At 35.0% G+C, this 26,024-nt stretch carries 24 protein-coding genes, 3 pseudogenes and 1 riboswitch; of the genes and pseudogenes, 17 read left to right on the top strand and 10 right to left on the bottom strand.

Going from position 1 to position 26,024, the window contains the following annotated elements; translation table 11 throughout:
- The first annotated feature begins 166 nt into the window (after positions 1–166).
- From rraA to I6L50_RS22255, 7 genes are all read left to right on the top strand, one after another.
- A complete protein-coding gene (gene rraA, locus I6L50_RS22285; protein ID WP_002013954.1) occupies positions 167–652 on the top strand; it encodes a ribonuclease E activity regulator RraA in 486 nt (161 codons plus the stop codon).
- Positions 653–1,158: 506 nt separating this feature from the next.
- Positions 1,159–2,967, top strand: coding sequence for a DUF4430 domain-containing protein (locus I6L50_RS22280; RefSeq protein ID WP_219303143.1), 1,809 nt, complete (start codon positions 1,159–1,161; stop codon positions 2,965–2,967).
- A gap of 55 nt (positions 2,968–3,022) precedes the next feature.
- Positions 3,023–3,859: a DUF4430 domain-containing protein gene (locus I6L50_RS22275; protein ID WP_219303142.1), complete on the top strand. Its 837-nt coding sequence runs from the start codon at positions 3,023–3,025 to the stop codon at positions 3,857–3,859.
- 23 nt (positions 3,860–3,882) lie between these two features.
- A complete protein-coding gene (locus tag I6L50_RS22270) occupies positions 3,883–4,761 on the top strand; it encodes an energy-coupling factor transporter transmembrane component T (protein ID WP_219303141.1) in 879 nt (292 codons plus the stop codon).
- Positions 4,734–6,395, top strand: a complete 1,662-nt coding sequence (locus tag I6L50_RS22265) for an ABC transporter ATP-binding protein (protein WP_219303140.1) — start codon at positions 4,734–4,736, stop codon at positions 6,393–6,395. The genes I6L50_RS22270 and I6L50_RS22265 overlap by 28 nt, the downstream gene beginning before the upstream one ends.
- Positions 6,368–7,069 (top strand): ECF transporter S component, encoded by a 702-nt coding sequence (locus tag I6L50_RS22260; RefSeq protein WP_002084445.1) that lies wholly within the window; start codon positions 6,368–6,370, stop codon positions 7,067–7,069. Before I6L50_RS22265 ends, I6L50_RS22260 begins: the two co-directional genes overlap by 28 nt.
- A gap of 184 nt (positions 7,070–7,253) precedes the next feature.
- A complete protein-coding gene (locus tag I6L50_RS22255; RefSeq protein ID WP_219303139.1) occupies positions 7,254–7,976 on the top strand; it encodes a YwiC-like family protein in 723 nt (240 codons plus the stop codon).
- A gap of 31 nt (positions 7,977–8,007) precedes the next feature.
- On the opposite strand, the gene I6L50_RS22250 is transcribed toward I6L50_RS22255, so the two are convergent.
- On the bottom strand, positions 8,008–8,199 hold the full coding sequence (locus I6L50_RS22250; protein WP_002084448.1) for a hypothetical protein: 192 nt from the start codon (positions 8,197–8,199) through the stop codon (positions 8,008–8,010).
- A gap of 121 nt (positions 8,200–8,320) precedes the next feature.
- Positions 8,321–8,419, top strand: a riboswitch (SAM riboswitch).
- Between the two features lie 38 nt (positions 8,420–8,457).
- Between I6L50_RS22250 and I6L50_RS22245 the strand changes: the two genes are divergently transcribed.
- The 4 genes and pseudogenes from I6L50_RS22245 to I6L50_RS22230 all read left to right on the top strand — a co-directional run bounded on the left by I6L50_RS22245 (position 8,458) and on the right by I6L50_RS22230 (position 10,386).
- Entirely contained in the window at positions 8,458–8,778 is a 321-nt protein-coding gene (locus tag I6L50_RS22245; RefSeq protein WP_257475409.1) for a hypothetical protein, read from the top strand.
- A gap of 263 nt (positions 8,779–9,041) precedes the next feature.
- Positions 9,042–9,438 (top strand): annotated as a pseudogene (locus I6L50_RS22240) (SWIM zinc finger family protein).
- Positions 9,439–9,460: 22 nt separating this feature from the next.
- Positions 9,461–10,036: an NAD(P)H-dependent oxidoreductase gene (locus I6L50_RS22235; protein WP_219303137.1), complete on the top strand. Its 576-nt coding sequence runs from the start codon at positions 9,461–9,463 to the stop codon at positions 10,034–10,036.
- Positions 10,033–10,386 carry a group-specific protein gene (locus I6L50_RS22230; protein WP_113935908.1) on the top strand — a complete coding sequence of 118 codons (354 nt, stop codon included), beginning with the start codon at positions 10,033–10,035 and terminating at the stop codon, positions 10,384–10,386. The genes I6L50_RS22235 and I6L50_RS22230 overlap by 4 nt, the downstream gene beginning before the upstream one ends.
- A 42-nt stretch (positions 10,387–10,428) precedes the next feature.
- Here I6L50_RS22230 and I6L50_RS22225 read toward each other — a convergent pair.
- Positions 10,429–11,769 (bottom strand): annotated as a pseudogene (locus tag I6L50_RS22225) (short-chain fatty acid transporter); the annotation flags it as partial.
- Positions 11,770–12,276: 507 nt separating this feature from the next.
- On the opposite strand from I6L50_RS22225, the gene I6L50_RS22220 reads away from it, so the two are divergent.
- Positions 12,277–13,047, top strand: coding sequence for a putative protein N(5)-glutamine methyltransferase (locus I6L50_RS22220; protein WP_219303135.1), 771 nt, complete (start codon positions 12,277–12,279; stop codon positions 13,045–13,047).
- Between the two features lie 83 nt (positions 13,048–13,130).
- Complete coding sequence (locus tag I6L50_RS22215; protein WP_219303134.1) at positions 13,131–13,592, top strand: hypothetical protein; 462 nt, start codon at positions 13,131–13,133, stop codon at positions 13,590–13,592.
- A gap of 112 nt (positions 13,593–13,704) precedes the next feature.
- Here I6L50_RS22215 and I6L50_RS22210 read toward each other — a convergent pair whose 3' ends face one another.
- Both I6L50_RS22210 and I6L50_RS22205 read right to left on the bottom strand, forming a co-directional pair.
- Positions 13,705–14,052 carry a VOC family protein gene (locus tag I6L50_RS22210; protein WP_000589586.1) on the bottom strand — a complete coding sequence of 116 codons (348 nt, stop codon included), beginning with the start codon at positions 14,050–14,052 and terminating at the stop codon, positions 13,705–13,707.
- A gap of 44 nt (positions 14,053–14,096) precedes the next feature.
- Entirely contained in the window at positions 14,097–15,026 is a 930-nt protein-coding gene (locus I6L50_RS22205) for a phosphotransferase (RefSeq protein ID WP_219303739.1), read from the bottom strand.
- 739 nt (positions 15,027–15,765) lie between these two features.
- Between I6L50_RS22205 and I6L50_RS22200 the strand changes: the two genes are divergently transcribed.
- Positions 15,766–17,406 (top strand): M20/M25/M40 family metallo-hydrolase, encoded by a 1,641-nt coding sequence (locus I6L50_RS22200; RefSeq protein WP_219303133.1) that lies wholly within the window; start codon positions 15,766–15,768, stop codon positions 17,404–17,406.
- A gap of 403 nt (positions 17,407–17,809) precedes the next feature.
- The gene (locus tag I6L50_RS22195) at positions 17,810–18,478 is read left to right on the top strand and encodes a protein kinase family protein (RefSeq protein WP_113935904.1); all 669 of its coding nucleotides are present in this window, start codon (positions 17,810–17,812) and stop codon (positions 18,476–18,478) included.
- A gap of 310 nt (positions 18,479–18,788) precedes the next feature.
- On the opposite strand, the gene I6L50_RS22190 is transcribed toward I6L50_RS22195, so the two are convergent.
- Both I6L50_RS22190 and I6L50_RS22185 read right to left on the bottom strand, forming a co-directional pair.
- Positions 18,789–19,352: a GNAT family N-acetyltransferase gene (locus tag I6L50_RS22190; RefSeq protein ID WP_219303132.1), complete on the bottom strand. Its 564-nt coding sequence runs from the start codon at positions 19,350–19,352 to the stop codon at positions 18,789–18,791.
- A 117-nt stretch (positions 19,353–19,469) separates the two neighbouring features.
- Entirely contained in the window at positions 19,470–19,619 is a 150-nt protein-coding gene (locus tag I6L50_RS22185; RefSeq protein ID WP_219303131.1) for a hypothetical protein, read from the bottom strand.
- A gap of 131 nt (positions 19,620–19,750) precedes the next feature.
- Between I6L50_RS22185 and I6L50_RS22180 the strand changes: the two are divergent.
- Positions 19,751–20,038: pseudogene (locus tag I6L50_RS22180) on the top strand (uridine kinase); the annotation flags it as partial.
- A gap of 249 nt (positions 20,039–20,287) precedes the next feature.
- A complete protein-coding gene (locus tag I6L50_RS22175; protein ID WP_307897027.1) occupies positions 20,288–21,772 on the top strand; it encodes a WD40/YVTN/BNR-like repeat-containing protein in 1,485 nt (494 codons plus the stop codon).
- 619 nt (positions 21,773–22,391) lie between these two features.
- Here I6L50_RS22175 and I6L50_RS22170 read toward each other — a convergent pair.
- The 4 genes from I6L50_RS22170 to I6L50_RS22155 all read right to left on the bottom strand — a co-directional run bounded on the left by I6L50_RS22170 (position 22,392) and on the right by I6L50_RS22155 (position 25,916).
- Positions 22,392–22,763: a cupredoxin domain-containing protein gene (locus I6L50_RS22170; RefSeq protein WP_002013813.1), complete on the bottom strand. Its 372-nt coding sequence runs from the start codon at positions 22,761–22,763 to the stop codon at positions 22,392–22,394.
- 159 nt (positions 22,764–22,922) lie between these two features.
- Entirely contained in the window at positions 22,923–24,182 is a 1,260-nt protein-coding gene (locus I6L50_RS22165) for a serine hydrolase domain-containing protein (protein ID WP_219303130.1), read from the bottom strand.
- Positions 24,183–24,281: 99 nt separating this feature from the next.
- Positions 24,282–25,481: an MFS transporter gene (locus tag I6L50_RS22160; RefSeq protein WP_219303129.1), complete on the bottom strand. Its 1,200-nt coding sequence runs from the start codon at positions 25,479–25,481 to the stop codon at positions 24,282–24,284.
- A gap of 15 nt (positions 25,482–25,496) precedes the next feature.
- Positions 25,497–25,916 carry a MarR family winged helix-turn-helix transcriptional regulator gene (locus I6L50_RS22155; RefSeq protein WP_002013810.1) on the bottom strand — a complete coding sequence of 140 codons (420 nt, stop codon included), beginning with the start codon at positions 25,914–25,916 and terminating at the stop codon, positions 25,497–25,499.
- Positions 25,917–26,024: the final 108 nt, after the last annotated feature.

Genomic DNA, 26,024 nt, shown 5'->3' with positions numbered 1-26,024 from the left:
AATATTCTGAAATTTATCTGTGGAATAGATTATAATAAAGGTGGCTCCTTAAGGCAATAGTTTTTCTATCCTTTTTCTGCACATACAAATTCTTGCAGCATTAGACAGGGAAACGAAAAAAATCCAAGAATATGTAATATAAAAGGAAAAGAAAAGAGGGAAAGAGATGTGGAAAACTACGGATCTATGTGATGAATTTGAAAAGGAATTACAAATATGTCGCCAGTCTTTTCGGTCTTTCGGGAAGAAAAAACAATTCTATGGGAAAATCGCAACGGTAAAAGTGAAGGATGATAATGTACTAGTAAAAGAGGGGTTACAAACACTGCCGGAAGGTACAGTATTAGTTGTTGATGGCGGAGCTTCTAAAAATTGTGCGTTACTCGGTGATAATTTGGCAGCTATTGCGGAAGAGAGAAACTTAGCAGGAATTATTGTAAATGGGTATGTTCGTGATTCTAGTGAATTAAAAAATATTAATATTGGTATTGTAGCGTTAGGGACAATGCCAAATAGAAGTGTAAAAGAAGGAAAAGGAGAAAGAAATATTCCGGTGCAATTTGGTGAAGTTGAATGGAAACCGAATGAATATGTTTATGTAGATGAAGATGGAATTATTGTTAGTGATAAAAGCTTACATAGTGAGGGATGACTTCTAATAATGGAAGGCTATTAAGCTATTATTCTTAGAAAATAAATCCGATAAAGCATGGACAAAATTCTTTGTCAATAGTAAAATAATACAGAATTTAAAAATTACAGAATGTATAGGTTTATCGATTTACGATAAAGTGAAACTTTAATCAGTGGGGATTTTGTTCATCCCCACTGATTATTAGCCTTCACCAATCGGGCATTTACGGGCAGTTGATCCCCAGCTAACTTCTTTGCTTTCGCTGAATTTGAGGTGGGGGTCTTACTGCTCGGCGAATAGCGGGATAACTTGAAAAGGGAGTAAATTTTGCCTAGAAAAGTGAATGTTATCACAATGGTGCGTTCATAAACGAAATTATTTTTCCTATACAAATATAGCCGCGAATAATGCGGGTAGGAGGTGTTGTACATTTTTGTTCGACACTTACAAAAAGAGAGTGTCAACCGCATACCCTTAAAGGGTCTTTTTTTGTGTGAATGTTAGTAAAGGGAGGGAATTTTGGGATGGCAATGTTAAAGAAATGGCTGCTTACATCATTAATGGCAGTGGCACTTGTATTTGTTTCTTTTGCGAATACAGTACATATTGCGTTTGCTGAAGGAAAGACAGCGAAACTTGCAATTATTGGTGAATCACAAAAAGGAATTATGTTATGTCCGAAAGAAGTTTCCATTGAAGATGGAGAAACAGCTTTTAGTTTGCTACAAAAAGTTATGGGTGACAAAGTAACATCTGAAAGTATGTCATTTGGAACGTATATAAAGGGCATCGATGGATTAATGGCCGGAGCAACGAGCGGTTGGTTGTATGATGTAAATGATAAATCTGCAGAAGTTGGTGCGGATAGTTATAAATTAGAGTCTGGGGATGTTGTTGCATTTCGTTACGTTGCAGACTGGAGCAATATGAGTCAACAAACGTTGCAACAAACGTTAGATAAATTTGGCACTTGTAAAACTGTAGAAGAGCCAAAACCAGAAGAACCGAAAACAGAAAAACCAGATGGTAAACCAGAGGAACCGAAAACAGAAAAGCCAGATGGTAAACCAGAAGAACCGAAAACAGAAAAGCCAGATGGTAAGCCAGAAGAACCGAAAACAGAAAAGCCAGATGGTAAACCAGAGGAACCGAAAACAGAAAAACCAGAAGATAAAGTAACAGAACAACCAAAGCAAGAGAAAGTCGAAATTCCAGCAGCACAATTAAACGAAGCGATTTCTAAAACGTCAGAAAAGATGTTACAAGATGGAATTGGTAGTGATTGGGTTGCGATTGGACTTGCTCGTTCAGGTGTAAATGTTCCGCTTGAAACGAAAATAAACTATGTTAAGCCAGTAGCTGAAAAGGTTAAGAAGCGTTTAAATCGTTTTTCAGCAACAGATTTAGCTAGAACGATTATTATGATGAATGCAATGAATGTTGATCCTACAAAGGTAGAGGGACAAAATTTAGTGCAAAATTTGTTTGAATCAGATAAAGTGAATTCCGTTACAGGATACGCATTTACATTACTTGCATTAGATACAAAGAAATATGAGATTCCGGCCGAAGCAAAATGGAATCGAGCTGCTTTAGTACAAGCACTTTTACAAGCGCAGCATACAGACGGTGGCTGGACATATGATAGTTCAAGTAGTAAAGAAAGTGCTAGTAACGTTGATGTAACAAGTATGGTATTAGCAGCATTAGCTCCTTATCAAGATCAAGCAGATGTAAAGCCAGCTATTCAAAAAGCTGTTGATTATTTATACAAGCAGCAGCTAGGTAATGGTGGTTTTGCCGCTGATGGACAAGAGAATTCTAATAGTACTGCACAAGCAATTATTGGACTATCGCTAGTTAAAGATGTAGATCACGATCGTCTTAATAAAGCAGTACAAAATTTAATGTCATACCAGCTTCCAAATGGTGAGTTCAAATGGTTACCGAGTGATCAAAAAGGTAGCGGAATGGCTACAGAGCAAGCATTTTTAGCGTTACTTCAGTTTAAAGATCTTGGGAAATCGATTTATGATTGGTCAAATGTAGTAGAGAATGAAATTGATACGAAACCAATTGTAGAGCCAGAGACAACTGTAGAAGAAAAAGAAGTTGTAGAACAGCCGAAACAACAAGAAGAGTTACAAAAACAACCAAAAGATGAAAATCTAAAAGTTGTTGTAGATAACGAACGAGTTAATAAAGAAACAAACAAGAATAAGAATCAATTACCACAAACAGGAGCATCTTCTCATAGTGCAGCAACACAAGTAGGTATGGGTGTATTATGTATCGCTTCTGCATATGTATTATGGAGACGTAAAGCAGCTTAACAAAAATTAGGAGCAATCATTTGCTCCTAATTTTATTATGAAAGGTGAGGACAGCATGAGTAAGATGAAATGGTTCATTTCTTTAGTTCTTTCATTGGGATTATTAGCCGGATGTGAAGAAACGGCTGTAAAACCTGAGAAGAAGGCAGAACCGAAGCAAGAAGAGCAAAAAGAAGTAGCGAAGCAGGAAGAACAAAAAGATGTACCGAGACTGGAAGAGAAGCAAGCTGAACCGGAACAAAAGCCACAAGAAGAGCAGAAAGATAAACAAGAACAAAAAGTAGAAGAGAAACCGAAAGAAGAAAAAGCGCAGGAACAGCCTGAAGTAAAGAAAGAAGAGGAACCAAAGGAACAGCCTGCTGCAAATAAACAACCGGAACAAAAAGTACAAGAAGAGAAACCTCAGCCGCCGAAAGCGCCAGAAGTAAAAGAAGAAGCAAAGGTTGTTAATCAGCCAAAAGAAACACCAAAGCAGGAGCAAAAGAAAAATCCAGAAGAGAACAATAATCTACCAGCTCCGCCACCACCGGTACCACCACCAGATGTAGTACCAGTGCCAGTACCTAAAGCAAAACAAGTTACTATCTCCGTAAAAGGAAATGAAGGGTACTTATTAGGTGCGAAAAAGGTTGATGTACAAGAAGGCGACACAGTTTACAGTGTGCTCACGGACACAGTTTACAGTGTGCTCACGGGCACAGGATTAGATGTTGATGCGAGTGGTTCTAAAGGTGATATTTATGTAAAAGGTATTAATGATTTATACGAGAAAGATATTACTGCTACTAGTGGCTGGAAATATCGTGTGAACGGTGCTTTTCCAAACTATAGTGCTGGTGTAGTTAAAGTAAAACCAGGCGATACAATCGAGTGGGTGTTTGTATTAAAATAGGAAAGGATCTTCGGTAAAGGACTATGAAAATAAGCTTTTCTTCTTTACATCCTTTTGTTAATTTTTTCTATTATATTGGGGTGATGATACTATGTATGATGTGTCTTCATCCTCTTTTTTTAATTGGAGCGATTATACTAATAGTAATCTTAAATATAGTACAGGGAAATGGTGAGAAAATCAGAAAGATGCTACCTAGTACTATCGTATTCTTTTTGATGGTTATTTTATTTAATTCTTTATTAACACATAGAGGAGCGACTACGTTATTTTATTTAGGAGATAGCCGGATTAAGCTTGAGGCTTGTATGTATGGACTTGTTATGGGATTATTATTAGTTGCAATTATGTTTACATTTGCTTCTTATAACGATATTATTTCGAGTCATAAATTTTTATATTTGTTTTCAAGAATTTCACCGAAAGTTGCATTGCTAACGATGATTACAGTGCGATTTGTTCCTTTGTTTATTAGGCGGTTAAAGAAAATTACACTCATCCAAAAAACGAAAGGTGTACAATTAGATTCAGGTTCACTCATTGAGCGTATAAAAAATGGAATGAAATTACTGCAAGTGTTATTAGTTTGTTCGTTAGAAGATGCACTACAAACAGCGGATTCTATGCAAGCTCGTGGATTTGGTGTAACGAAACATACGACTTATATTCGGTATAGAATGGAAAGACGCGATTGGTACACGCTAAGTTATTTAAGTATTCTATTTATAGCCTCATTCATATTTAGTTATTATGGCGGAGGGAAATTGATCATTTATCCGAAAGTGGAATCAATACTATTCCAGCAATATGATGGAATGATGTTTTTCCTATTTATGATGTTTATTAGTTTACCGATTGTAATGGAAGGAAGGGAATGGATATGGTGGCGCATGCAGAAATAAAAAATTTATCATTTATATATGCTGATGAAAATGAAGAAGCGTTACAGCATATTTCTCTTTCTGTTCAAAAAGGAGAATTTATCGTACTTGCTGGCGGTTCAGGTTCTGGGAAGACAACTTTATTAAAACATTTTAAAAAGGAGTTACTTCCAATTGGCACGCGTTCTGGACATACATATTATGATGGTGCTTTATTAGAAGAAGTACCAGATTTATTATCTGCACAAGAAATTGGTATGGTGTTTCAAAACCCAGAAAATCAGCTCGTAATGGATACAGTTATTCAAGAATTAGCATTCTCTTTAGAAAATATTGGGTTACCATCACATATTATTCAAAAAAGAATAGCGGAACTCATTAGCTTTTTAGGATTTCAAGATTTGTTACATCAATCTGTTCATACTTTATCTGGTGGTCAAAAACAACTAGTAAATTTAGCAGCAGTATTAGTCATGCAGCCGAAGTTATTATTACTGGATGAACCGACAGCGCAGCTAGATCCGATTGCTGCAAAAGAGTTTTTAGGATTATTAAAACGTATTAATGAAGAACTTGGAATTACGATTATTTTAAGTGAACATCGTTTAGATGAAGTTATACCGCTCGCAACACGCGTTGTTTGTATGGATAATGGCAGAATCATTTATGATGGTACTTCTAAAAGTGTGATAGCGAACATGTGGGAAGTAGAAAAGTTTCGTCCATTCATTCCGCAAATTCCAAGATTGTTTTTAGAGTGGAATGTAGAAGATATTCCGTTTACAGTGCGAGAAGCGCAAATGAAAATGAATGATTTTTCAGCGATATCATATAGGGATGGGCAAGTAGAACAGTGTGAAAAGCAAGAAGTGATCTTAAGTGCAGAACATATATCTTTTCAATATGAGAAAAATAGTCCCCTTATTTTACGAGATTTAACAGTGAACATCGAAAAAGGAAAATGGACAGCTCTAGTTGGGAAAAACGGAACCGGGAAGTCTACACTGTTAACGATTTTAGCAGGATTACAAAAAGCTAGAAGAGGGAAAGTAAAGTGGAGTGGAAAAGTGATACATAAAATTGATTCGAAAGAACGATTTAAAAGTATAGGATATGTATCGCAGCACCCATACTATCATTTTACACTTGATACAGTGTGGGAAGAAGTGTATGAACGTGCAAGTGAATTATACGGAGAACAAGGAAAAGAAATAGCAGAAAATATGCTAAAACAGTTTTGGTTATATTCGCTTAAAGAACGTCATCCGCATGATTGTAGCGGCGGGGAACAACAATTACTCGCATTATGTACAACGTTATTATCAAAGCCGACTTTATTATTACTGGATGAGCCGACAAAGGGATTAGATCCATGGAAAAAGGAAAGAGTAGGAGAGCTATTTAAACAGTTGCAAAAAGAAGGTACAACAATTGTAATGGCAACGCATGATATTGAGTTTGCAGCGAAATACGTTGATCAGTGCATGATGTTATTTGACGGGAAAGTCATTATGAATGATGCACCGAAAGAGTTCTTTAGTGGTAACTTCTTTTATACAACATCTATTAATCGATTCATCCGTAGAGAGTTGCCATTTGCATTAACGTGGGAGGATGTGTACGAAGCGTGTCCAAACGATATGTTGCATTCATAATATTTATTTTTGCTGTTGTAATATGTACACTACTCTTTACGACTTTTATTATGGACGGGTATTACATGGTAAGTAGTTTGTTTTTATTAGCTGTCATTATGTTACCTTTCTATGTTCGTTTTGAAAGGAAGGCGTTTGTTTCACGTGAAATTGTTATCGTTGCTGTGTTAGCGGCGATTGCAGCGGTTAGCCGGGTACCATTTTCTATTTTACCAAGTGTACAACCGACTTCTTTTGTCATTATCGTTTCTGCAATTGTTTTTGGAAGTGAAACTGGCTTTATGATTGGGGCAACGGCTGCCATTGTATCTAATATTTTTTTAGGACAAGGTCCGTGGACTCCGTGGCAAATGTTCTCTTGGGGTATGATCGGGTTTATAGCTGGACTATTACGTAATACATTTTTAATGAAAAAACTGTGGGGAAGACTGTTGTACGGATTTGCCGTTGGATTTCTATTTGGCTGGATTATGAATTTTTGGGGTCTGCTTGGTTTTATACAGGAAGCAACGTGGGAAACAGTTATTGCTTACTATGTCGCAAGTTTTTCTTTCGATCTTAGTCATGCGATATCGAATGTTATTTTCCTTCTGCTATTTAGTACGTCATGGATTACGATCCTCACAAGATTTAAAAAGAAATACGGTATATTAGATGAGCATAAGGTGACATAGAAAAGCATACTCATATAAGGTAGGGTCGCGACTTACATATTCGTTTGCCTCTTTCATGCTTCTTACATATTGTAAGAAGCATTTTTTATTGTCAAAAAATAGATTCAATATATATCCGTTATTATATGAAATTATTTGTATAATAGTAGGTGAGAATTATTTTCAAGAGGGAGGTGTATAGTTAATGAAGTTAGTTATTCCGAAGCAACATGGAGCATGGGCGATGCTTGTCATACCATTTCTATTAAGTGTATTACTTGATAAACCTACTTTTTATCATATCCCACTGTTTTTAGCCTGGTTTTTTATCTATCTAGCCACTTATCCATTTCTCATGTACATAAGGCAAAGACGAAAAAAAGAATTTCTACACGCTGCAATTGTTTATTTTATCATTGCATTTGTATTTGGGATGATTTCTTTATTATATGAATGGCGAATTCTTTTATTCGCAGTATTAATGATTCCATTGTTTATTGTAAATATGCATTACGCTCGTCGGAAAGATGAACGAGCATTACTAAATGATGTTTGTGCGATTATAGTGTTTTGTATAGGTGGTTTAATCAGTTATTATTTCTCCATGAAATTCATAGATAAAACAGCATTATTCATTGCGCTTATTTCATTTCTATATTTTTTAGGAAGTACGTTTTATGTGAAAACGATGATTCGTGAAAAAAACAATCCGAAGTATCGTTTTATATCTTGGGGATACCATATTGTATTAACGGTAATTGTATTTGCTATAAATCCATGGTGTTCACTCATATTTGTACCAAGTGTAATTCGGGCCATTATGTTGTATGGCAAAAAGATTTCTATATTAAAAGTAGGGATTTTAGAAATTGTTAATTCTGTATATTTTTTAATAATAACGGTAATAATGATGAAGTATGCCATTTGAAAAAAACTTCCCATCTTTTGATGGGAAGTTTTCATTCTTGTTCTAAAATGTGAACGGTGTAATCGCAACGTTGAAGAGCTTGCTCTACAGCGTAAAGGGATTGTTCAATACGTGCGCGATTAAAATCTTCTTCAACAGTCTGTAATGCATCTTCTAAACAATGTTTCGCTTCTTGTAAGGAATGAAAAGAATCTTGTACGTATCCACGAGCATTCTTTTTCAAAGTAGTAGCCTCCTTTTGTACATCTTTTTGTAGTATGAACAATAAATAAGAAAATATAATTTTTTATATTTATTTGACAATTATAATAAAATTACGTATAGTTAAATTTAAAGTGAATATTTTCTTATCCAGAGAGGTGGAGGGACTGGCCCGATGAAACCCAGCAACCGCGATGCAGGTGCTAATTCCAGCAGAACATATTTGTTCTGGGAGATAAGACGAAGATATACGTAACTTCTTCTTATCGGAGAGGTTTTTTTGTTGCAAAAAAACCGATTACGAAAACATATAATAAGAAGAAAGGGGTTGCGAAGTACTGTGACACTCGAAAAATACGTAAAACTGCGTAGTACAGTTTATGAATATATGATAGAGCAAGGTAAGCCAATATCATTGTTAGATATTCAAGAACATATCGTTTCGCATCATGAAGGAAAATTCACTAAAAAAATGTTACATCAATTTTATTTATCAAGACTATTAGATGAACTCAAACTGGATGGGAAAATTACTTTAGCTGATGATGAATATCGCTATGCTGAAAAAGGGGTATTTTATAAAGCGGGAAAAGGGAGCTAGGCTCTCTTTTTTTCTTGAAATAACGAAGTATGTAGCGTAAAAGACTGCTAAAGCAGCCTGATACAAGGGAATGGTGTTGAGTGTGTAGTGTCAAAGATTGAATGTGCCTGAAAGAGGCACTTCATATCGGCTGCAAATGAAAAGAGACACCTCCGCCGAATAGGTGTCAGTCGTTTTGTCACGTAGACTCGCTACTTGACAGTTATTAGAATAACATGCAGGATTTTGGAAGTCAAAAGGGAATTAGAGGAAGAGGTGTTGTGATGTATGCATACTTATTAAAAGATATAATGAAATGGATTCCAAAGTACATTATAGATAGAGGATATGAATATTATGAAGAGGGACATGTAGAAGATGTTGAAATACACGACAAGAAAGTATTTGCTTTCGTTACTGGAAATGCAGGGAATTATGAAGTGATTATTGATCTTGAAGATTTTGCAGAAAGTAGCTGCGAGTGTCCTTATGAAAATTATTGTAAACATATGGCGACAGTAGTGTATAGTGTATGAAATTCAAGGTGCTGGTGAGAGTACAGTTAAAGAGCAATTGAAAGGTTTAGAAAAAGAAGAGTTACTAACAGTATTAAATCGTTTGTTACAAAGTTCGAAAAATGTGCAAATTGTAGAGACGATGTTAAAGAAGGGGAAACTTTAACTAAAGAGGGAGTTGTTTTGTAGTGAACGTACTAATTATATATGCTCACCCTAATCCTTCAAGCTTTAATGGGGCAATTTTAGAGCATGTGCAAAAAGGACTTGAGGAAACAAATCATTCTGTTACGCTACTTGATTTATATAAAGAACAATTTGATCCAGTGCTTGTATTTAATGAAGAGAAGAAAAGACGTGATTTACTAAATGAAGAAGAGACGAAGGGATATAGAGAATTAGTGCAGAAAGCGGATATTCTTCTTTTCATATATCCGATATGGTGGTGGGGCATGCCTGCTATTTTAAAAGGATTTATCGATCGTATTTTTGTAGCTGGATTTGCTTATAAATATGAGGGGGCATTACCGACAGGCTTATTTAAAGGTAAGAAGGCGTGGGTTATTAATACGTTAGACTCACCGTTATGGTACGTAGCACTACTATATCGATCAGCGGATTGGATTATGATGAAAAGAGGGGTTTTACGTTTTTGTGGTATTCGCGATATAAAACGTTCTACTTTTCAATCTGTGAAAACGAGTAAACTAGAGAAGCGTGAAAAGTGGCTATTACAAATAGAAGAAAAGGCTCGTACATTATGAATGAAATCGATCGTATTATAAAGTGTTGCAATTGTGATGACGAACTTTTTCGTACGTATATTAATTGTTTAGTCCAATTAAAGAAGTGTAGTGAAACGTTAAAACAAATTCAAATACAATTAAGAAATGATTATTTAATAAGAGGTATTTGTGAAAGAGAAGTTGATGAGGTGATAAGGGGAAGTAAAGAATATGAAACATATTTTCTTCCTAAAGTATTGCAGTGGAATTTCCTTAAGAACAATCCTCATATGATTGAAAAAGTATGTGAAGATTTGTTTACATATGAAGCATTAAATCATGCAGAGGTAGAGTGGAGGAAGGTAATAAGCTGTATAGATAACGAATGATTTATTATATAAAAAAGCTAGTATAAAACTAGCTTTTCGTTTAAATAAGAAACATAGACTAATGATAAATCCTGCATATAGTAAGTTAACAACACAAAATCCCATAATATCACGAGCGCCTAAACCAGCTATCGCTAATGCCGGTAATGCCCAGAAAGGTTGAATTAAATTTGTCCAAGCATCGCCCCATGCAATTGCCATCGCTGTTTTCGCGGCAGGTACACCAAGTTCAGCGCCAGCTGGAATCATAATTGGTGCTTGCACTGCCCATTGACCGCCTCCAGATGGAACGAAAATATTTACAATGCCAGCACTTAAAAATGTAAAGAGCGGGAATGTGGTTTCATTTGAAATACTAATAAAGAAAGTAGAAATAGCTCCTCCAAGCGAAAGCCCTTCACTATTTACTCCAATCATCATCCCCATAATTCCAGCATAGAACGGAAATTGAAGTAAAATGCCTGAAGCACTCTTAGTTGAGTCAGAGAAAGCGCGAATATATTGAATCGGAGTACGGTGGAAAATAAGACCCGCAATCAATAACATGAAAATAACGATATCAAGTGTAAGGTTAAAGCCTTTCGTATAAAAGTAGTTGAAAATATAAATAAGACCTAATAATCCAATACAAAGTGTAATAATTATGCTATTTTCCATTTTTTCAGCGAACGTATTTTGCGCCACTTCTTGAGCGGCAGCCTCTTCATGGAACACGATAGGGTCTACAGTAATTGTATGCTTTTCATCTGGATGCATTGCTCGGTTAATAAGAGGCATCGTAACAAGAAAGATAATAACCGGAACGAGAGCGTATGGCGAGAATAACGTTTCTGTTATTGGAATCGCTTCTTTAATACTCCCAGCGGTCGTTTTGATTAACGTTTCGCCTCCTGTTGCTAACGTAAGAGGGATAGAAGCAGAAAGGCCTGCATGCCAAATGAGAAATCCAGAGTAGGAAGAAGCAATTGCTAACCTATAATCTAATCCTTCTAACTGTCTGGCCACTTCTTTTGCATATAAAACCGATACAACAATACCAAATCCCCAGTTTATGTATGCTCCTAGTAAACTTACGATTGAAATAGCAATAATACCTTGTCCATTTGTTTTCGGTAGTTTCGCTGCTTTCGTTAATCCTTTTTTAATAAGAGGAGCGTTTGCTAATGCAGATCCTGTCACGAGTACAAGAGCCATTTGCATAGAAAAGGCAAGAAGCCCCCAAATTCCATTGCCCCAATGCGTAATCATTTCGACCGGTGTTTGGTGCGTTGCAAACATGCCGAAGAAGATAACGAAAACAGTTAATAAACATGATAAAATAAACGGTTCTGGTAAGAAACGCTGCACAAGGGCAACACATCCATTTGTAAATGAACGAAACAAAATAAATCAACCTCCTTATGTATATTTATTACAATGTTCGAGGTTGTTTGAGTAATATCCTTCAATATATGGAAAATTCAGATATTTAAGGTGATTGTCATAATGTCTAGGTAGATTGATAGTCTATGTTGAAATGTTATTTCATTTTGAACTGAAATATTTCAAAGAGGGGTAGTATCTATGCAAATCAACTTAAGCAAAGCAAATAGCCCAAAACGTTAAAATTATAGTTTGTATATATAAATCGAAATAGTGTAAAAATATGTGTTTTCGTTTATATCTCTGTTAATTAGATTTGACGAAAACAGAAATTGAAAAGAATGCTCTATATACAAGGGAAAGAGATGGTCATAGACGAATATGTCCATCAAATGACAGTTTATGTAAGAATCAGGTTATTGAAAAAGGATATTAGCTATTTTTAACGAATTCTGAATTACAAACAAAATTTATCAAAAGTGGTGAGATAATATAGAGAATAAAACAAATTTATTTTTGGATATGAAAATGGAAAAATATATAGTTAGCAAGCTTCGAAGTGCCGGTTGTGTTTTTGCAGAAGATGAGACCCGGTTACTTATGTCAGAGGCGCTAACTCCAGAGGACCTTATGAAAATGGTAGAAATGCGAGTCAACGGTTTACCTCTGGAATACGTTGTTGGATACACGGAGTTTTGTGGTCTACGAATAGAACTGGATCGAGGCGTTTTTGTACCGCGTAAACGTACAGAGTTCCTTGTTCATCAAACAGAGGTCCTGTCGCGTTCTAGCGATATCATTGTTGATCTATGTTGTGGATCAGGTGCGGTGGGTGCCGCACTGGCAGCAGCTTTGGGACGAGTTGAATTGTATTCTGTTGACATTGACCCTATCGCAGTACAATGCGCTAGCCGCAATGTAACGAATTTTGGCGGTCGTGCTTTTGAAGGTGACTTGTATAAAGCTCTACCAGACTTACTTAAGGGCCATGTAAATATCCTAGTTGCGAACGTACCTTACGTTCCTACTGAAATAATAAAGTTTCTCCCTCGGGAGGCACGCCTATATGAACCAAATGTAACGCTTGACGGAGGAGAAGATGGTCTTAACATTCTGCGAAGAGTAGCAGAAGAAGCTTTACTCTGGTTAGCTTTGGATGGACATCTTTTGATAGAGACGAGCGAAGTTCAGGCACCCCAGGCCTTTGAAATCTTTGCTGGTGCTGGGCTTAGCACAAAAATCGCTAGAAACAAGGAACTGGACGCTACTGTCATTATCGGTTCTAATTCTAGCTTTTAGAGTATTACTAGTGTTACGTACGTTTCAAATGTTATGACAATCCAAAGAGAATATAGTGTTTACTGATAGGTGGTAATAGATCAATGAAAAAAGAATGTGGAATAATCATATTGGTTTTGTTTTTTATTTTGAGTGCTTGTTCTAGTAAAAATAATACTACTTTTAAACAAGCAGATATTGAAAAGGGAATAGTGTATGAATTACTTTCTAAAAATACAAATACGAACACTGAAATATCTTATAAAATAAAAATGACCAATAATACCGATTATGTTATTGCGCAAAATAATGTTATGTTTTCATTTCCTAAATCACCTACTGTTTCTGGACAAACAACAAATCCATTTAGAGTGTTAGCTAAAGGTAATAAGTTAAATATTAAACCTGGGGATAGTATTGTTTTAGAAGTATCATTTTCTCCTGATTTGTATTCTGAGTTTAAGAATACAGAAGTATCTAAAGCAAATCTGTATATAACTGGTTATATCGATAAATTAGCTGATGAAAATCATTTTGATTTTATTAAAAGTATTAATTTAGAGTGAAAAAGTGCACCTCCGATTGTTAGACTGTGTCTAATAAACGGAGATGCACTTTTTTTATTTACCTTATTGAACTAAAGCATCTGTTAGCATAATAGCAAATGATTGAAATCCACTATTTCTCCCAAAGTTCAATCAATCGACCTTCAGGATCTTTAATCCAAATAAACTTTCCAAATTCACTAATCTCTTCTTTCTTTTCAAGAGGTACACCAATATGTTCAAGGTGCTGAATAGTCTCGTTTAGATTATGTACTTGGAAATTTAACATCACTTGTTGTTCTGTTGGAAAATAACTGTCATTCTCAGTAAAGAAAGAAAAGATAGTCTCTGTTCCTAATTCGGGTTTAATCACAGTCCCATTCCAATTTTCTATTTCAATCTTCAACACTTCACTGTACCATTTTTTTATAACATCAAGATTTTTAGTTCTCCAAAATATTCCTCCGAAACCTTTTATCATTGTATTTAACTCCTGTCTGTCTTTTAATTTTTAATGACATAAGTTCAACCTTCAATAAAACGCAGTGCACAACGGGAATGGTGATCGGTTAGATCTTTTGCAAATTGTTGATTCGGAAATCCTCTGTGAAGCAATCTCAACCCGCCTGAAGTTAAGGATATATGATGATGGAATCGATAGAATAACATCCTGTTGGGGTCGAGAGTATCATTCTTTAAATATCGATAATAATCCCCAAATCGAAACTGCAAAAAACTGTGCTCATACTCAATATCAAAGAACTCGGCTCCTTCGATATCAATCAAATAAGGTTCTAGTTTGTCATTAATTAATACATGATCGGGGCCGAGTTCCCCATGTATAAATCCATAACGACTTCTTGTTTCAATTTTTGATTCAAGCTCGTACAATGTATCGAGTAGATTGCTATGACTAGCCCTGATGCTGTCAATATGTTGGCATGCGTAATCTAAATCTCTTTTTGCATTCTTCATTTGCAAGTGATGACATTTTTCCGTGTTGATCCCACTTTGATTCACTTTCCCATGAGTAAGTCTCTCGTTGGCATGCATGTCTGCCAGCATATCTCCTATCCGCTGAAACACTTTATCTTTAACATATGAATCGGAATGTTGAAAATAAACTTCTGCCTTTTGTCCATTTACATATTCAACGAGAGCATAATCATAAGGATGACGGTTTCTTTCCTTATTCAGATCATATAGAAGGGGAGTTTGAATTCCTTGTTGAATTAAATACTTGTTATTTGATTCAAATAAATCACTACTATAGGAGTGCTCATGTATATCTCGGTTTGCTATTTCTTCTTGAAAATAATTCATGGTAAGATCCCAAACATACAGAACGCAGGAAAATCCATTGCTGCAATCAATCTTATAGACTACCTTTTGTGCACCGCCATGCATTTTCGTTACACTAGAAACCAAATAACTGGTACCAAAGACTTTTTGCATATACTCCTGCAAATCAGATTGATCAAGGTGACAAGTGATTCTCAATGAATAACCCCCCTTTTCTTAGGTTTTGCTGTCAATCAAACTATATAAAAAATCTAACCAAAAGTATAGAATGTTTATTTGTAATTTGTGATGTTAAATTGGGTCTGGAAAAATAGTCATATAAAAACCCGTTGGAGCTTCAATGTTTTTTTGATGAAATCATTCTTACTTCTCAAATACCTCGCCACACAAAAATTTAAAATGTATTACAATGAATGAATCTATACGATTTTCAATCCTTCTTCTTTTCGCTAACTTTACCATTATTTTTAATTGAGTATTACTGCCCCGTCAGTTTAAGTAAAAAACCTTCATAATCTCAATGATATATTCCAACTCGAATAATCTAATTTCCTGAAAACGTTCCTCAATAATCTGGCCCTTTAGAGGAGTAACTTTATTGCTACTCAGCAGTTTCTTAATCCGTCTTTCAGTTCAGATCTTCTTTTCACAAACATCTCTTTAGATAAACAGATCCAAAGGGACAAAACATCGCGTCTTTTTTATAAACACCGTGACTTTATTTAAAAGCGATATTAAAAATATTCTTCAAATCCTGGAAGCATATGTTTGCCGCAAATGAAAAGAACCATAAGCTTGCCAAACGGCAAAATTATAATTTTGATTGCTGTCGTCATTTTTTATTCATATATTGGAAATGAATTTCATAATGCGGAAAAACAGGGGGATTTATATGTCGAAGTGGCAATCTAAAGAACAATTGGTTCAATTATTAAGCAATCTTGTTGAAATTCCTAGTATTACAGGTTCAGAAGCTGAAGTTATATTGCCAGACTTTGTTGTAGAACAACTATCTGATTTACAGTATTTCAAACAAAATCCGCATCATTTACAAAAAAATCCGACGGGGGATGGACGATATTTTGTTACAGCTCTAGTAAAGAAAAGTGATAGTACGAAAAATACTGTAATTCTTGTTAGTCACTTTGATGTTGTAGATGTACAAGATTATGGAGTGTGGAAAGAAGATGCATTTAACCCTAAAAAATTAACATCTATGTTTTATTCTCATAAAGATGAGCTACCAGATCATGTACGTGAAGATATTGAACAAGGAGATTGGCTCTTTGGTAGAGGAACGATGGACATGAAATGTGGTCTAGCCTTACAAATGGCGATGGTTGAGCAAGCTTGTGAAGGAAGATTTGATGGGAATGTTCTTTTATTGGCTGTTCCAGATGAAGAAGTGAACTCTGTAGGGATGAGAGCCGCTGTTCCAAGATTATTAGACTTAGCAAGAGAACATGACTTAGAGTATAAAACGGTCCTAAATTCAGAGCCTATGTTTTCAAGGCATCCTGGTGACCAAAATAAGTATATTTATACTGGTTCTATTGGTAAGGTGTTACCTGGTTTCCTTTGCTATGGAAAAGAGACACATGTAGGCGAACCTTTTGCAGGATTAAATGGGAGCTATATGGCTGCATTATTAACAGCTGAATTAGAGTTGAATACGGACCTTTGCGATATTGTAGATGGTGAAGCGAGTCCTCCACCAACTAACTTGCTTCAAAGAGACTTAAAGGAGGATTATTCTGTACAAATTCCTCATCGTGCAGTCACATTATTTAATTTGTTTTTACTAGAAAAAACGATGACAGATGTAGTTTCATTGTTACGTCAAAAGGTAACGAAAGTAGCAGAGAAAATCGAAGAATCGTATGAGGAGCGAGCGTATCATTTTTCTAAGTATAATCCGTTCATACCGCCGAATCTTAAAGTAAATGTATTAACGTATGAAGAGCTTATCGCTTATGCAATTGAACAACATGGGCAAGGAAAAATAGATGAAATTCAAACCGATATTATAAAAAATAGAGAAGATAAAGATGATCGTGCGGTAACTATTGATTTAGTAGACAATTTAGCTATCTTATGTAAAGAAAAGGCTCCAATGATTGTACTTTTCTTTGCACCGCCATACTATCCAGCTGTGAGTTCACGCAACAATCCTTTAATTAAAGAGGTAGTTGTAGAAATGGAAAAGTATGCCCACTATAATCATAGCATTACATTTGAAAACCAAAATTATTTTGGAGGAATTTCAGATTTAAGCTATGTGGGCTTACAAAACCCATTGGATTCAATGAGTTCTCTCGTAGACAATATGCCATTATGGGATAAAGGTTATTCGATTCCACTAGAGGAATTAGAAGAGTTTGACGTTCCAGTATTAAATATGGGACCAGTAGGAAAAGATGCACATCAATGGACGGAGCGTCTGGACGTAAATTACGCATTTGAAACGTTATTAGATATGTTACCTATATGTATTGAAAAACTACTTGTTTCTAATAAAGTTACACAGTCATAGTGTTTGCATAAGAGCGAGAAAAGGACCGTAGTGATACGGTCTTTTTTTCGTAATGAATAGTTTGAAACCTTAGATTTATGAAATTGTGATGTAAGAATTCTCCTTAAAATAAATTCGCAATAAACTATTTAGAGAGAATAGATATGACGTGTAAACTTTTCGTAACGGTATTTGCTGAGTTTTTGTATAATATAATTATATGAAGTTAACATAACTTATTGGATCAATAATATATATTTGCGTAGAATATCCATTTTAAGATTTTGAAGTACCCCCCTAAATGAAAAATTTATTTCGCTACAGTTAGTTACTTAGTGAAGTCTGCTCATTTTTTTCGTATTAGGGAAGAAGGTACTTTTTAACTTGATGGGTATGGGGTAGTACCCCTTGTAGCAAAACCGGAGTGGAAATGATGAGTATAAATAGTTTTGTGAGATTGATAAAGGACGAATTATTAAAAGAGGTAAGCATAAGAAGTGAGGATGAATTCGAGCCTATAGTAGTTAAAGATATTCCTAGACTTTGGAAGTGTTTAGGGACAGGTAATTATGCCGCAGTATTTATGCACAAAGAATACAAAGATTGGGTAGTGAAAGTTTACGCGCGAGAAGGAGAAGGAATTGAAAAAGAGTCAGAAGTATACCGAAGAATCGGAAATCACCCTTCTTATTCGAAGCTTATGTATAAAGGAGAGAATTTCATAGTATTGAAACGTTTAAAAGAGATTACCTTATACGATGCTATTCATAAGGGGATTAAAATTCCTAAGCAGGTAATCCTTGATATCAATGAAGCTATAGAGTATGCAAGGGAGCAAGGATTAACTCCTTGTGATGTTCACGGAAAAAATGTGATGATGGAAAACGGAAGGGGATATGTAGTCGATGTATCTGATTTCTTAAAAACAAAAGAAGATAGTAAGTGGAGAGACTTAGAAAAGGCATATTTCACCTTTTACTTGCCTTTCATTTATAAATTGCCTTTCCCTGTTAAAATACCGTATTTTATGTTAAACATTGTTAGACGTTCATATAGAAAATATAAGAAGCTTACAAAGAAATTCAAATTGTAAAAGGAGCACATACTTATCTTTAGGTTAGATAAGTACTAGTAAACAAAAGGACCGTACATATTTCTAATATGTACGGTCCTAATTTCATAACTTCATGAAGTAATTTATTTATAAAATGATTGTAACATTTGTATATAATACTGATATTATTACGATGAGAATTAAATCTTCTTGTTTTAATAGAATATACCATTTCAGTACATTTCATTTTAAACATATTGATGTACTATAGTTCTAAACAAATCACAATAATGGATTAGAAGGGGAATAAACTATGTACACAGGCGCAATTGAGTATTAAAATTTCAATCTAATTTACCTTTGCATAGATGCAGGTATCAATTAGTTTTTTACCGTCAGCTGAAAGATCTTCATTACGTAATATCCCTTCAAGCTCAAAACCTAGTTTTTCAGGGATCGTACGACTTTTAGTGTTAGTAGATTCACAGCGTATTTCAATCCTTCTAAATTTGAGTAACTGAAATCCAAGGTTTGTTAACTCACTTACTACCTCTGTCATATATCCATTGCCACTAAATTGCGTATTAATCCAGTATCCAATTTCACATTTAGAAATTTTCCAATTAATTCCGTGAAGGCTAGCAGTTCCAATAAAATCATTAGTATCCTTATGATAGATAAGATAGCGAAAGCTTTCTCTTTTTAAAAAATCTATATGGGCATTTCTCAGGATAATTTCCGTTTCTTCAACAGTAGGGATTGACTGGAATAAAAGCAACCATTGTTTTAACTCATTAATTGAATCCTTAATAGCTTGGTGTACGACATTCCCGTCACCAGCTTGAAGTGGTGCTCGAAGAATTAGTCTGTCTGTTTCTATTTGTAACGGAACATCTAATAAAATAGAATTCATATCATTTCTCCTCTCGAAAACTTTAAATTAGGACATAATGAAACTTATATAATAAAAAAACTTTCACCCAAAAGAAATAATTCTTGAGGACGAGAGTTGCAATTTCGTGGTACGTTACTATAATAAATAAATTAAAAAACACCCTATCTCACTAACAGGAGATCCCGTCACAGCATTACTATAAGTTATTACAGAACCGTGCGAAGCTCTTAGTCTTTCTTCATTAAGAACTTGATATGCAGCAATACAGTAAAGCTTATCTCCCATAAAGGGACCTCCTGAAAATTAGTAAACAATAAATGTATATTCAATTAATTACTTGGAAATCCCTTTTCACATATTGAAAACTAAACTGCCAGTTGGTACAAAAATGGCTACCGAAGCAGCCTTAGGTTATTCAACTAATGATTGTAGAAGGAATGAGTGTCGCATTTATTAATCCCGATTTATTTGATTTAAAAATTTACTTCTATGCAGATGGTGAAACAGAATTAATGAGAAGGTCTAGCCGCGATATTGCTGAAAGGAGAGCCGATAGCAATTATTTAAGGCGGTCTCATGCAGAACGTCGGATTCAGTACGAAGTGTTTATGCATCCATACAGTCAATGTTTTGATATTATTATCAAAAATTCCGATGAAGCAATATGTCTAGAAAAAAATACATTTGAGTTTTATAGAGTTTAAATGCAAATACTCTATTTGTTATGTTTATTATGAGGGTTCATTTTCATTATTTGGCTCCCAAATGAAGCAACTTTAGTATTCACTCAAAAATCCATTGTCTATGAAACAACTAGATTTTTAAACGGCTTTAATAGACAACTGCCATTTACATAGACAGATGTCTATTGTATTTTTGGCGGCAAGATTAAATAGCTTTTTTGTTACTTTACAATAAAGTATACTTAATATCAGTAATTCATGTAATTAGGAGTGATTTCTATATTTAGGGAAAATGCAAAAAGGTTACTTCTGTCATTAGTAACAAATCCAATACTAATAATTGTATACGGCATTTTTTGTTATGAGTTAGCCTTATACTGTAAGTACGGAAGGATGAATTATAATATTTATATTTTGTTATTATGTATAGTACTTTTTATATCCATGACTACATTTACTACAATGCGGGTGATAAAAAATAGAGAATATGAATCTAAAAAATTAACTAATTCAATAGCATGGAGATCCATTTCTATTATCATTATTGTTGCAATTACATCATTTTATGGGATGCAGATTTATAAAAGTGCAATAAATTACAATGGTAAATTGGCATGGTTTATAGAAAGGTTAAAACATGAAAGGTCAGTTAAACTTAAACATAATAATATATATAAATCTGGAGTAGAAGGTATTTTTGAAGATATCAATAAAAAATATCCTTTGCCAAAGAAATTGTATATGGCAACTGATTTTGATCTTACATTTCATTCAGATGGAACAATCACAGCGTTTGATACATTTATTTATGGAAAAAATGTTGATGGGAAAGAAGAAACTTATTTAATCTCTTATAATGAGAAGAAATCAAAAGATATTACTATAATACGAGACGGATATGCAAAGCCTGATTATAATGATGATAAATTAGTAGAACCTTTAATTAAAACGGTTAAGGCGATTCCAGTTAAGCAAACGGTTAGAAAGTGGAATGAAAGTAAGTATGGGTTGATTTATTATGGAAAAAGAAATTGGGGATCCAATACAGAGGGAATTATTAATATTACTGAGGATGGTAAGGGGCAGAGTCTTAAAGAAGCAGCTTCTGATATCATTGGATATACTGTATCTATATTTGTCCCTGGAAAAGAAAAAGAGCTAGTCCCTGCTAGATATAATTTAATAAGTGACGCAAGTTGGAGTAAATCAAAGACGCCTCCAAATGAAGATAGGCTTAAAGAGAAGAAACAACAAGATTTAAAGAATGAAAAAGAACAGTTTTTCCTATCAAAAGAAGTTGGTTATAAACTAAATATGACAGATAAAGCATTAGGGAGCGCCTTTTATTCATTAAGCAAGACTAGTGATGAAGGGGAAACATGGGAGGTTATCAATCCAGACCCATTTAATAGGGGGATTGGTAGTGTATCAGGAATCACTTTTATAAATGATAAACTTGGGTTTTTAGGAGCAGTTAGACCTTCTGGTAATGAGGGAGAGTTATATCGCACAGATGATGGGGGGGTATCTTTCAAAAAGGTAGAATATCCGCCGCATGAAGTGAAATTAGATCATACACAGTCCACAATAAGTCCTTTTGATTCTCCTAGTATGCCATATGAGAAAGATGGGGTTTTTAATATGTTAGTTGGACAAGGGGCAGATGGAGACTACAATGGCGATAGTAGTGCACTTTATCAATCAAAAGATAACGGAGAGACATGGGAATTTGTAGAAGAAGTGAAAAAGAAATAGTCAGAATGTTTTTTTGGAAAATAAGGTAACTACTCAGCTATACATTTCATTTAGAAGTTTGGTAAGGAGTATAATTCCAGCCATGAAGATAAAAATGGACCTACACCTCGCTGCCTTTCTTTGTTTTAAATCTTTGCGCGTGGCAGGAAAAGGCCCTGACCGCTTCTATGCATGGCCAGTCCCTCTCGCCCATTTAAAAAGATGCTTTTCTGGCTTTTTTTCATAGAGGGGCTGAGTAGTTACTAAAAGTAAATAATTTAAATCGAACCATAAGCTTGCCGGCAAATTTATGGTTCGATTTTTTTTAGGGCAAAGATATCGTTCTAAACTGGTATTACCACATCGCTATCAAGTTTAAATTTTATAATGCCCCCAAAATGAAAAATTTGTGTCATTTATAGAAAGAAGTTTATTTTTATCATTTTGGGGATACTTCAAAATATTAAGTTGATGGTGATGGGGTAGCACCATCAAAACACAAATTTCATACACTATGAAAATGTAACGATTTTATGCTACCAGTAAAAAACTGATTAGTGAGAGCTCATAATCTGCGGGGAGGGACACCCCCGCGAATTTAAGTTTCACTTTATAAAAAAGTAAGGACCGGTACCGCTTGTTATTTGACTATTACTTTTCCATCCATTCCTTTCAAGTAGTGGAACCGACATATTAGTTCATATGTACCGGGAGTTTCAGGTTTTACGGTAATTGTTATTTCTTTTCCTGACGGGACTTCGGCGTCAATTCCGAGTTTTTTCACCGTAAAGGTATGTTCTCTATTTCCTTTGTTTTTCAATAGCAACGTCGTCGTTTTCCCAACCGGAACAGTGATGATACTCGGATTAAAGTAATCATCATTCAATTCAACCTCAATAGGCTGTCTCACAACGTCGGATTCGGCAAATACACGGAGCGAACCTAAAGTAGTCATAACTACAATCATCGCAAGTGAAATGATTAATCCAGTTAATAGCTTTTTCACAGACATTCGTAATCCCTCCTTTCCTAAGCACTAGTGTTTTCAAATTACTAAAATATTATCAATATAAATGGGGTTTAGGCGTGGCTTAAATAGTAATTCTTTCGGCAACTCCTACTAACCAAGTACTAACTGGAATAGGATTTGGGTAAATAAAAAAAGCCTCCACTACTGTGGAAGCTTCTCCAAATGATGTGCAATATCAATATACATATCGGAATAAACCGAATGGATTTCATTACTAGGCGCAGCGTTAGAAGAGAAGTGGACGATTACCATACTTGCTTTCGGATCGATGTAAAGAGTTTGTCCGTAACTGCCTAACACTTCGAAAGCACCTTGTTCATTGTGCGGAATCCACCATTGATTATGATAAGAAATGGAAGCACCACGACCAATTGCGAGCTCACCTTCTTGTACATTTTTCACACTTTCTGTAATAGAAGAAGGGACGATTTGTTTTCCATTATATTGACCATTATTTAAAAGTAATTGCCCGAACCTCGCCATATCTCTAGCAGTTGCATTTAAACCAGCGCTTGCTTGTTCTACTTTTGTTTCATCTGTAACGTAATAAGCGTCTTCTTCCATACCAATTTGAGACCAAATTCGCTCGCTTACATTTTCAGCTAATGATTTTCCTGTGATTGTTCGGATAATCCAAGCGAGTGTTTCTGTTGATCCGTTATTGTAAGAAAAAGAGGAACCGGGTGGTGCAGTTTCTTCTGCTTCTAGTAACATATCATAAATTTTCATAGGCCCCTCGTAATTTTTACCTCGGGGTAAAATATTACTAGCTAAATATAGTTGTGCATCTTGATTTTCTAGTCCTAGCTGCATATATCCATGAGTAGGGTATTCAGCGGAAACTTGCATGTCCATTAATTGCTGAAGTGTAGCTTTTCCGAACGGTGTATTTTTTAGTTCTTTTATGTAAGTGTTAGCTGTTTTCTCTACATCAATAAGATTTTCTTCAGCGAGAGATTGTATGATGGCACCAGTAAACACCTTTGCTAACGATGCCATTCCATGAGGATTACTCTCGTTATATTCATTGAAATATCGTTCATAAACAAGTTGACCATTATGTACAACGACAAAAGCGTCTGTTTTGTTTTCGTCTAAAAGTTTTTTTAGAGGAGTCGTATTTCCAAATCTACGCTCCACAGCAAAATCGTCTAAGTTTTGTAACGCGGTAGGGAAGGGAGCAACTTGGTCAGGGATGTTTTTTACTTCATTTATTAAAGTGAATTCTTTCATATGTGTATACGACCAGCGTAAGTAAGGATCGTCTAACCAGTTTTCTTTTGTGACATTTGCTTTAGTGGGGGTCGTTTTATTATTTTTAAAAAAAGTAAACCCAAGCCCTGTAACTACGAATAGTAATACTAGTAACAGTAATAGCAGGGGAGATTTCTTTACATTCATGCATGTACCTCCTTTAGTTTCTATTATAAGTATACGCTCGTCTTAAAATAAATACAAAATAAGGAAAGTAAACGGGTAAGTTTACTTTCCTTATGAACGTTAAGCAGATATTTGTCCGTCTGTACTTTGTTTCTTGAATTTTTGTTTTCGTCCGTGTAATCCATAATATAGAAGTAAAGTGAACGCAACGATAATAGCTGCGATAAAATACATATTATGATAACTTGATTTGGCAGCGACTATACCTAAAATGAAAGAACCAAAGCCAATGCCGCTATCAAAGAACGAGAAGTAAGTAGCTGTCGCAGAACCACGTCGATGGTTTGGAGCGGCAGAAATCGCAATCGTTTGGAAACTTGGAATTAATGTTCCGTATCCTAAACCGATTAACATACCTGCGCCAAGGAACCAAAATGAAGTTTGCGCTTGGCTTAAAATGAACATCCCAATTGTGAAAATAATGATAGCTGGATAAATAAGTACATTTTCACCGAAACGATCAAATATTTTCCCTGTAAATGGACGAGAGATTACAACAACAAGTGCGTATAGAATAAAGAAGTAACTTGCAATTTCGCTTAAACCGAGTTCTTTCGCATAAATAGGAATAAAGGATAAAATGCCACTATAAGAAAAGGCTAAAACAAATCCTGTCAGAGCGATCGGAATAGAAGATGGTTCAATTAAGTCTTTCCATTTCATTTTTTCACGTGTTTGTTTACTTACTGGTTTTTCATGCGGAATATTGACTAGTAATCCTAATAAAAATGCGAGTAATGAAAATACTGCACACACGATAAATAGTACAGTAAATGAAAAATGAGAAATAATTGTTAAACCTAAAAAAGGACCAATTACCATCGGTAGACTCATAAATACGCCGTAATAAGCAAGTGCTTCACCGCGTCTATGAGCTGGTGCTACATCAGTTACAATTGTTCCAGTTGCTGTCGTTGCCATTCCGAATCCAATACCATGTAAGAAGCGAAGGGCAAGTAATAAAAATAAACTTTGCGTACCGAAATACATAACAGTAGCGGCTAAAAATAGTGAAAGTGAAATAAATAATATTTTCTTTCTTCCTAAATCATCGAGCCATTTTCCTGTGAATGGTCTACATAAAACAGATGAAATAAGAAAAACAGTTGCAACTAAACCAATTTCCTCAGGTTTTCCTTTTAGGCTGTCTATAACATAGACAGGCAGAGTAGTCATAAGCATGTAAAATGTTAAAAAGAGAAACAGACTACTAAAACAAGTTCCGAGGAAATCCTTCGTCCAAAGTTTTTCACTTTGCATCGTCATCCCTCCAAATTAATGATCTAAATTTTTGATAATTTGTTGTAACAATTGAAAAGCTTCATGTAAGTCTTCTTCTTTAATACCTTCTAGCGTCTTTTCTTCAAAGGAATCAACTTCTTCTTGCCATACTGGAATCATTTCTATTGCTGTTTCCGATAAGGAAATGAGCTTCTCACGGCGATCTTTTCCTTCCGTCCGAATAATCCAGCCCATCGTTTCCATACGTGTTAACGTGCGAGTCATCGTTGGTGATTCAACATTTAAATATTGACATAATTCTGTTTGAGTACAAGATCCAGTTTGATTAATGCGGAAAATAACAGCCCATTGCGCACTAAATAATCCTGTTGGAGATACACGTTCATTAAATTTCTTCGTGAACTTACGAGAAGTTTGACTGACAATGTGAAAAAAATGTTGTTTTTCGTCCATGTATTTTGATCCTTTCAAATTAGTTACCTAGCTAACTATATACCTTTTTATTTTACTTGTCTAGTAATAGACATGTTGTTTTATGTGGAAATTTCGTATAGATTTTGT

Source organism: Bacillus sp. FDAARGOS_1420 (assembly GCF_019344915.1).
Taxonomy (GTDB): Bacteria; Bacillota; Bacilli; order Bacillales; family Bacillaceae_G; genus Bacillus_A; species Bacillus_A mycoides.
This window is presented reverse-complemented; position numbering and strand designations above follow the sequence as displayed.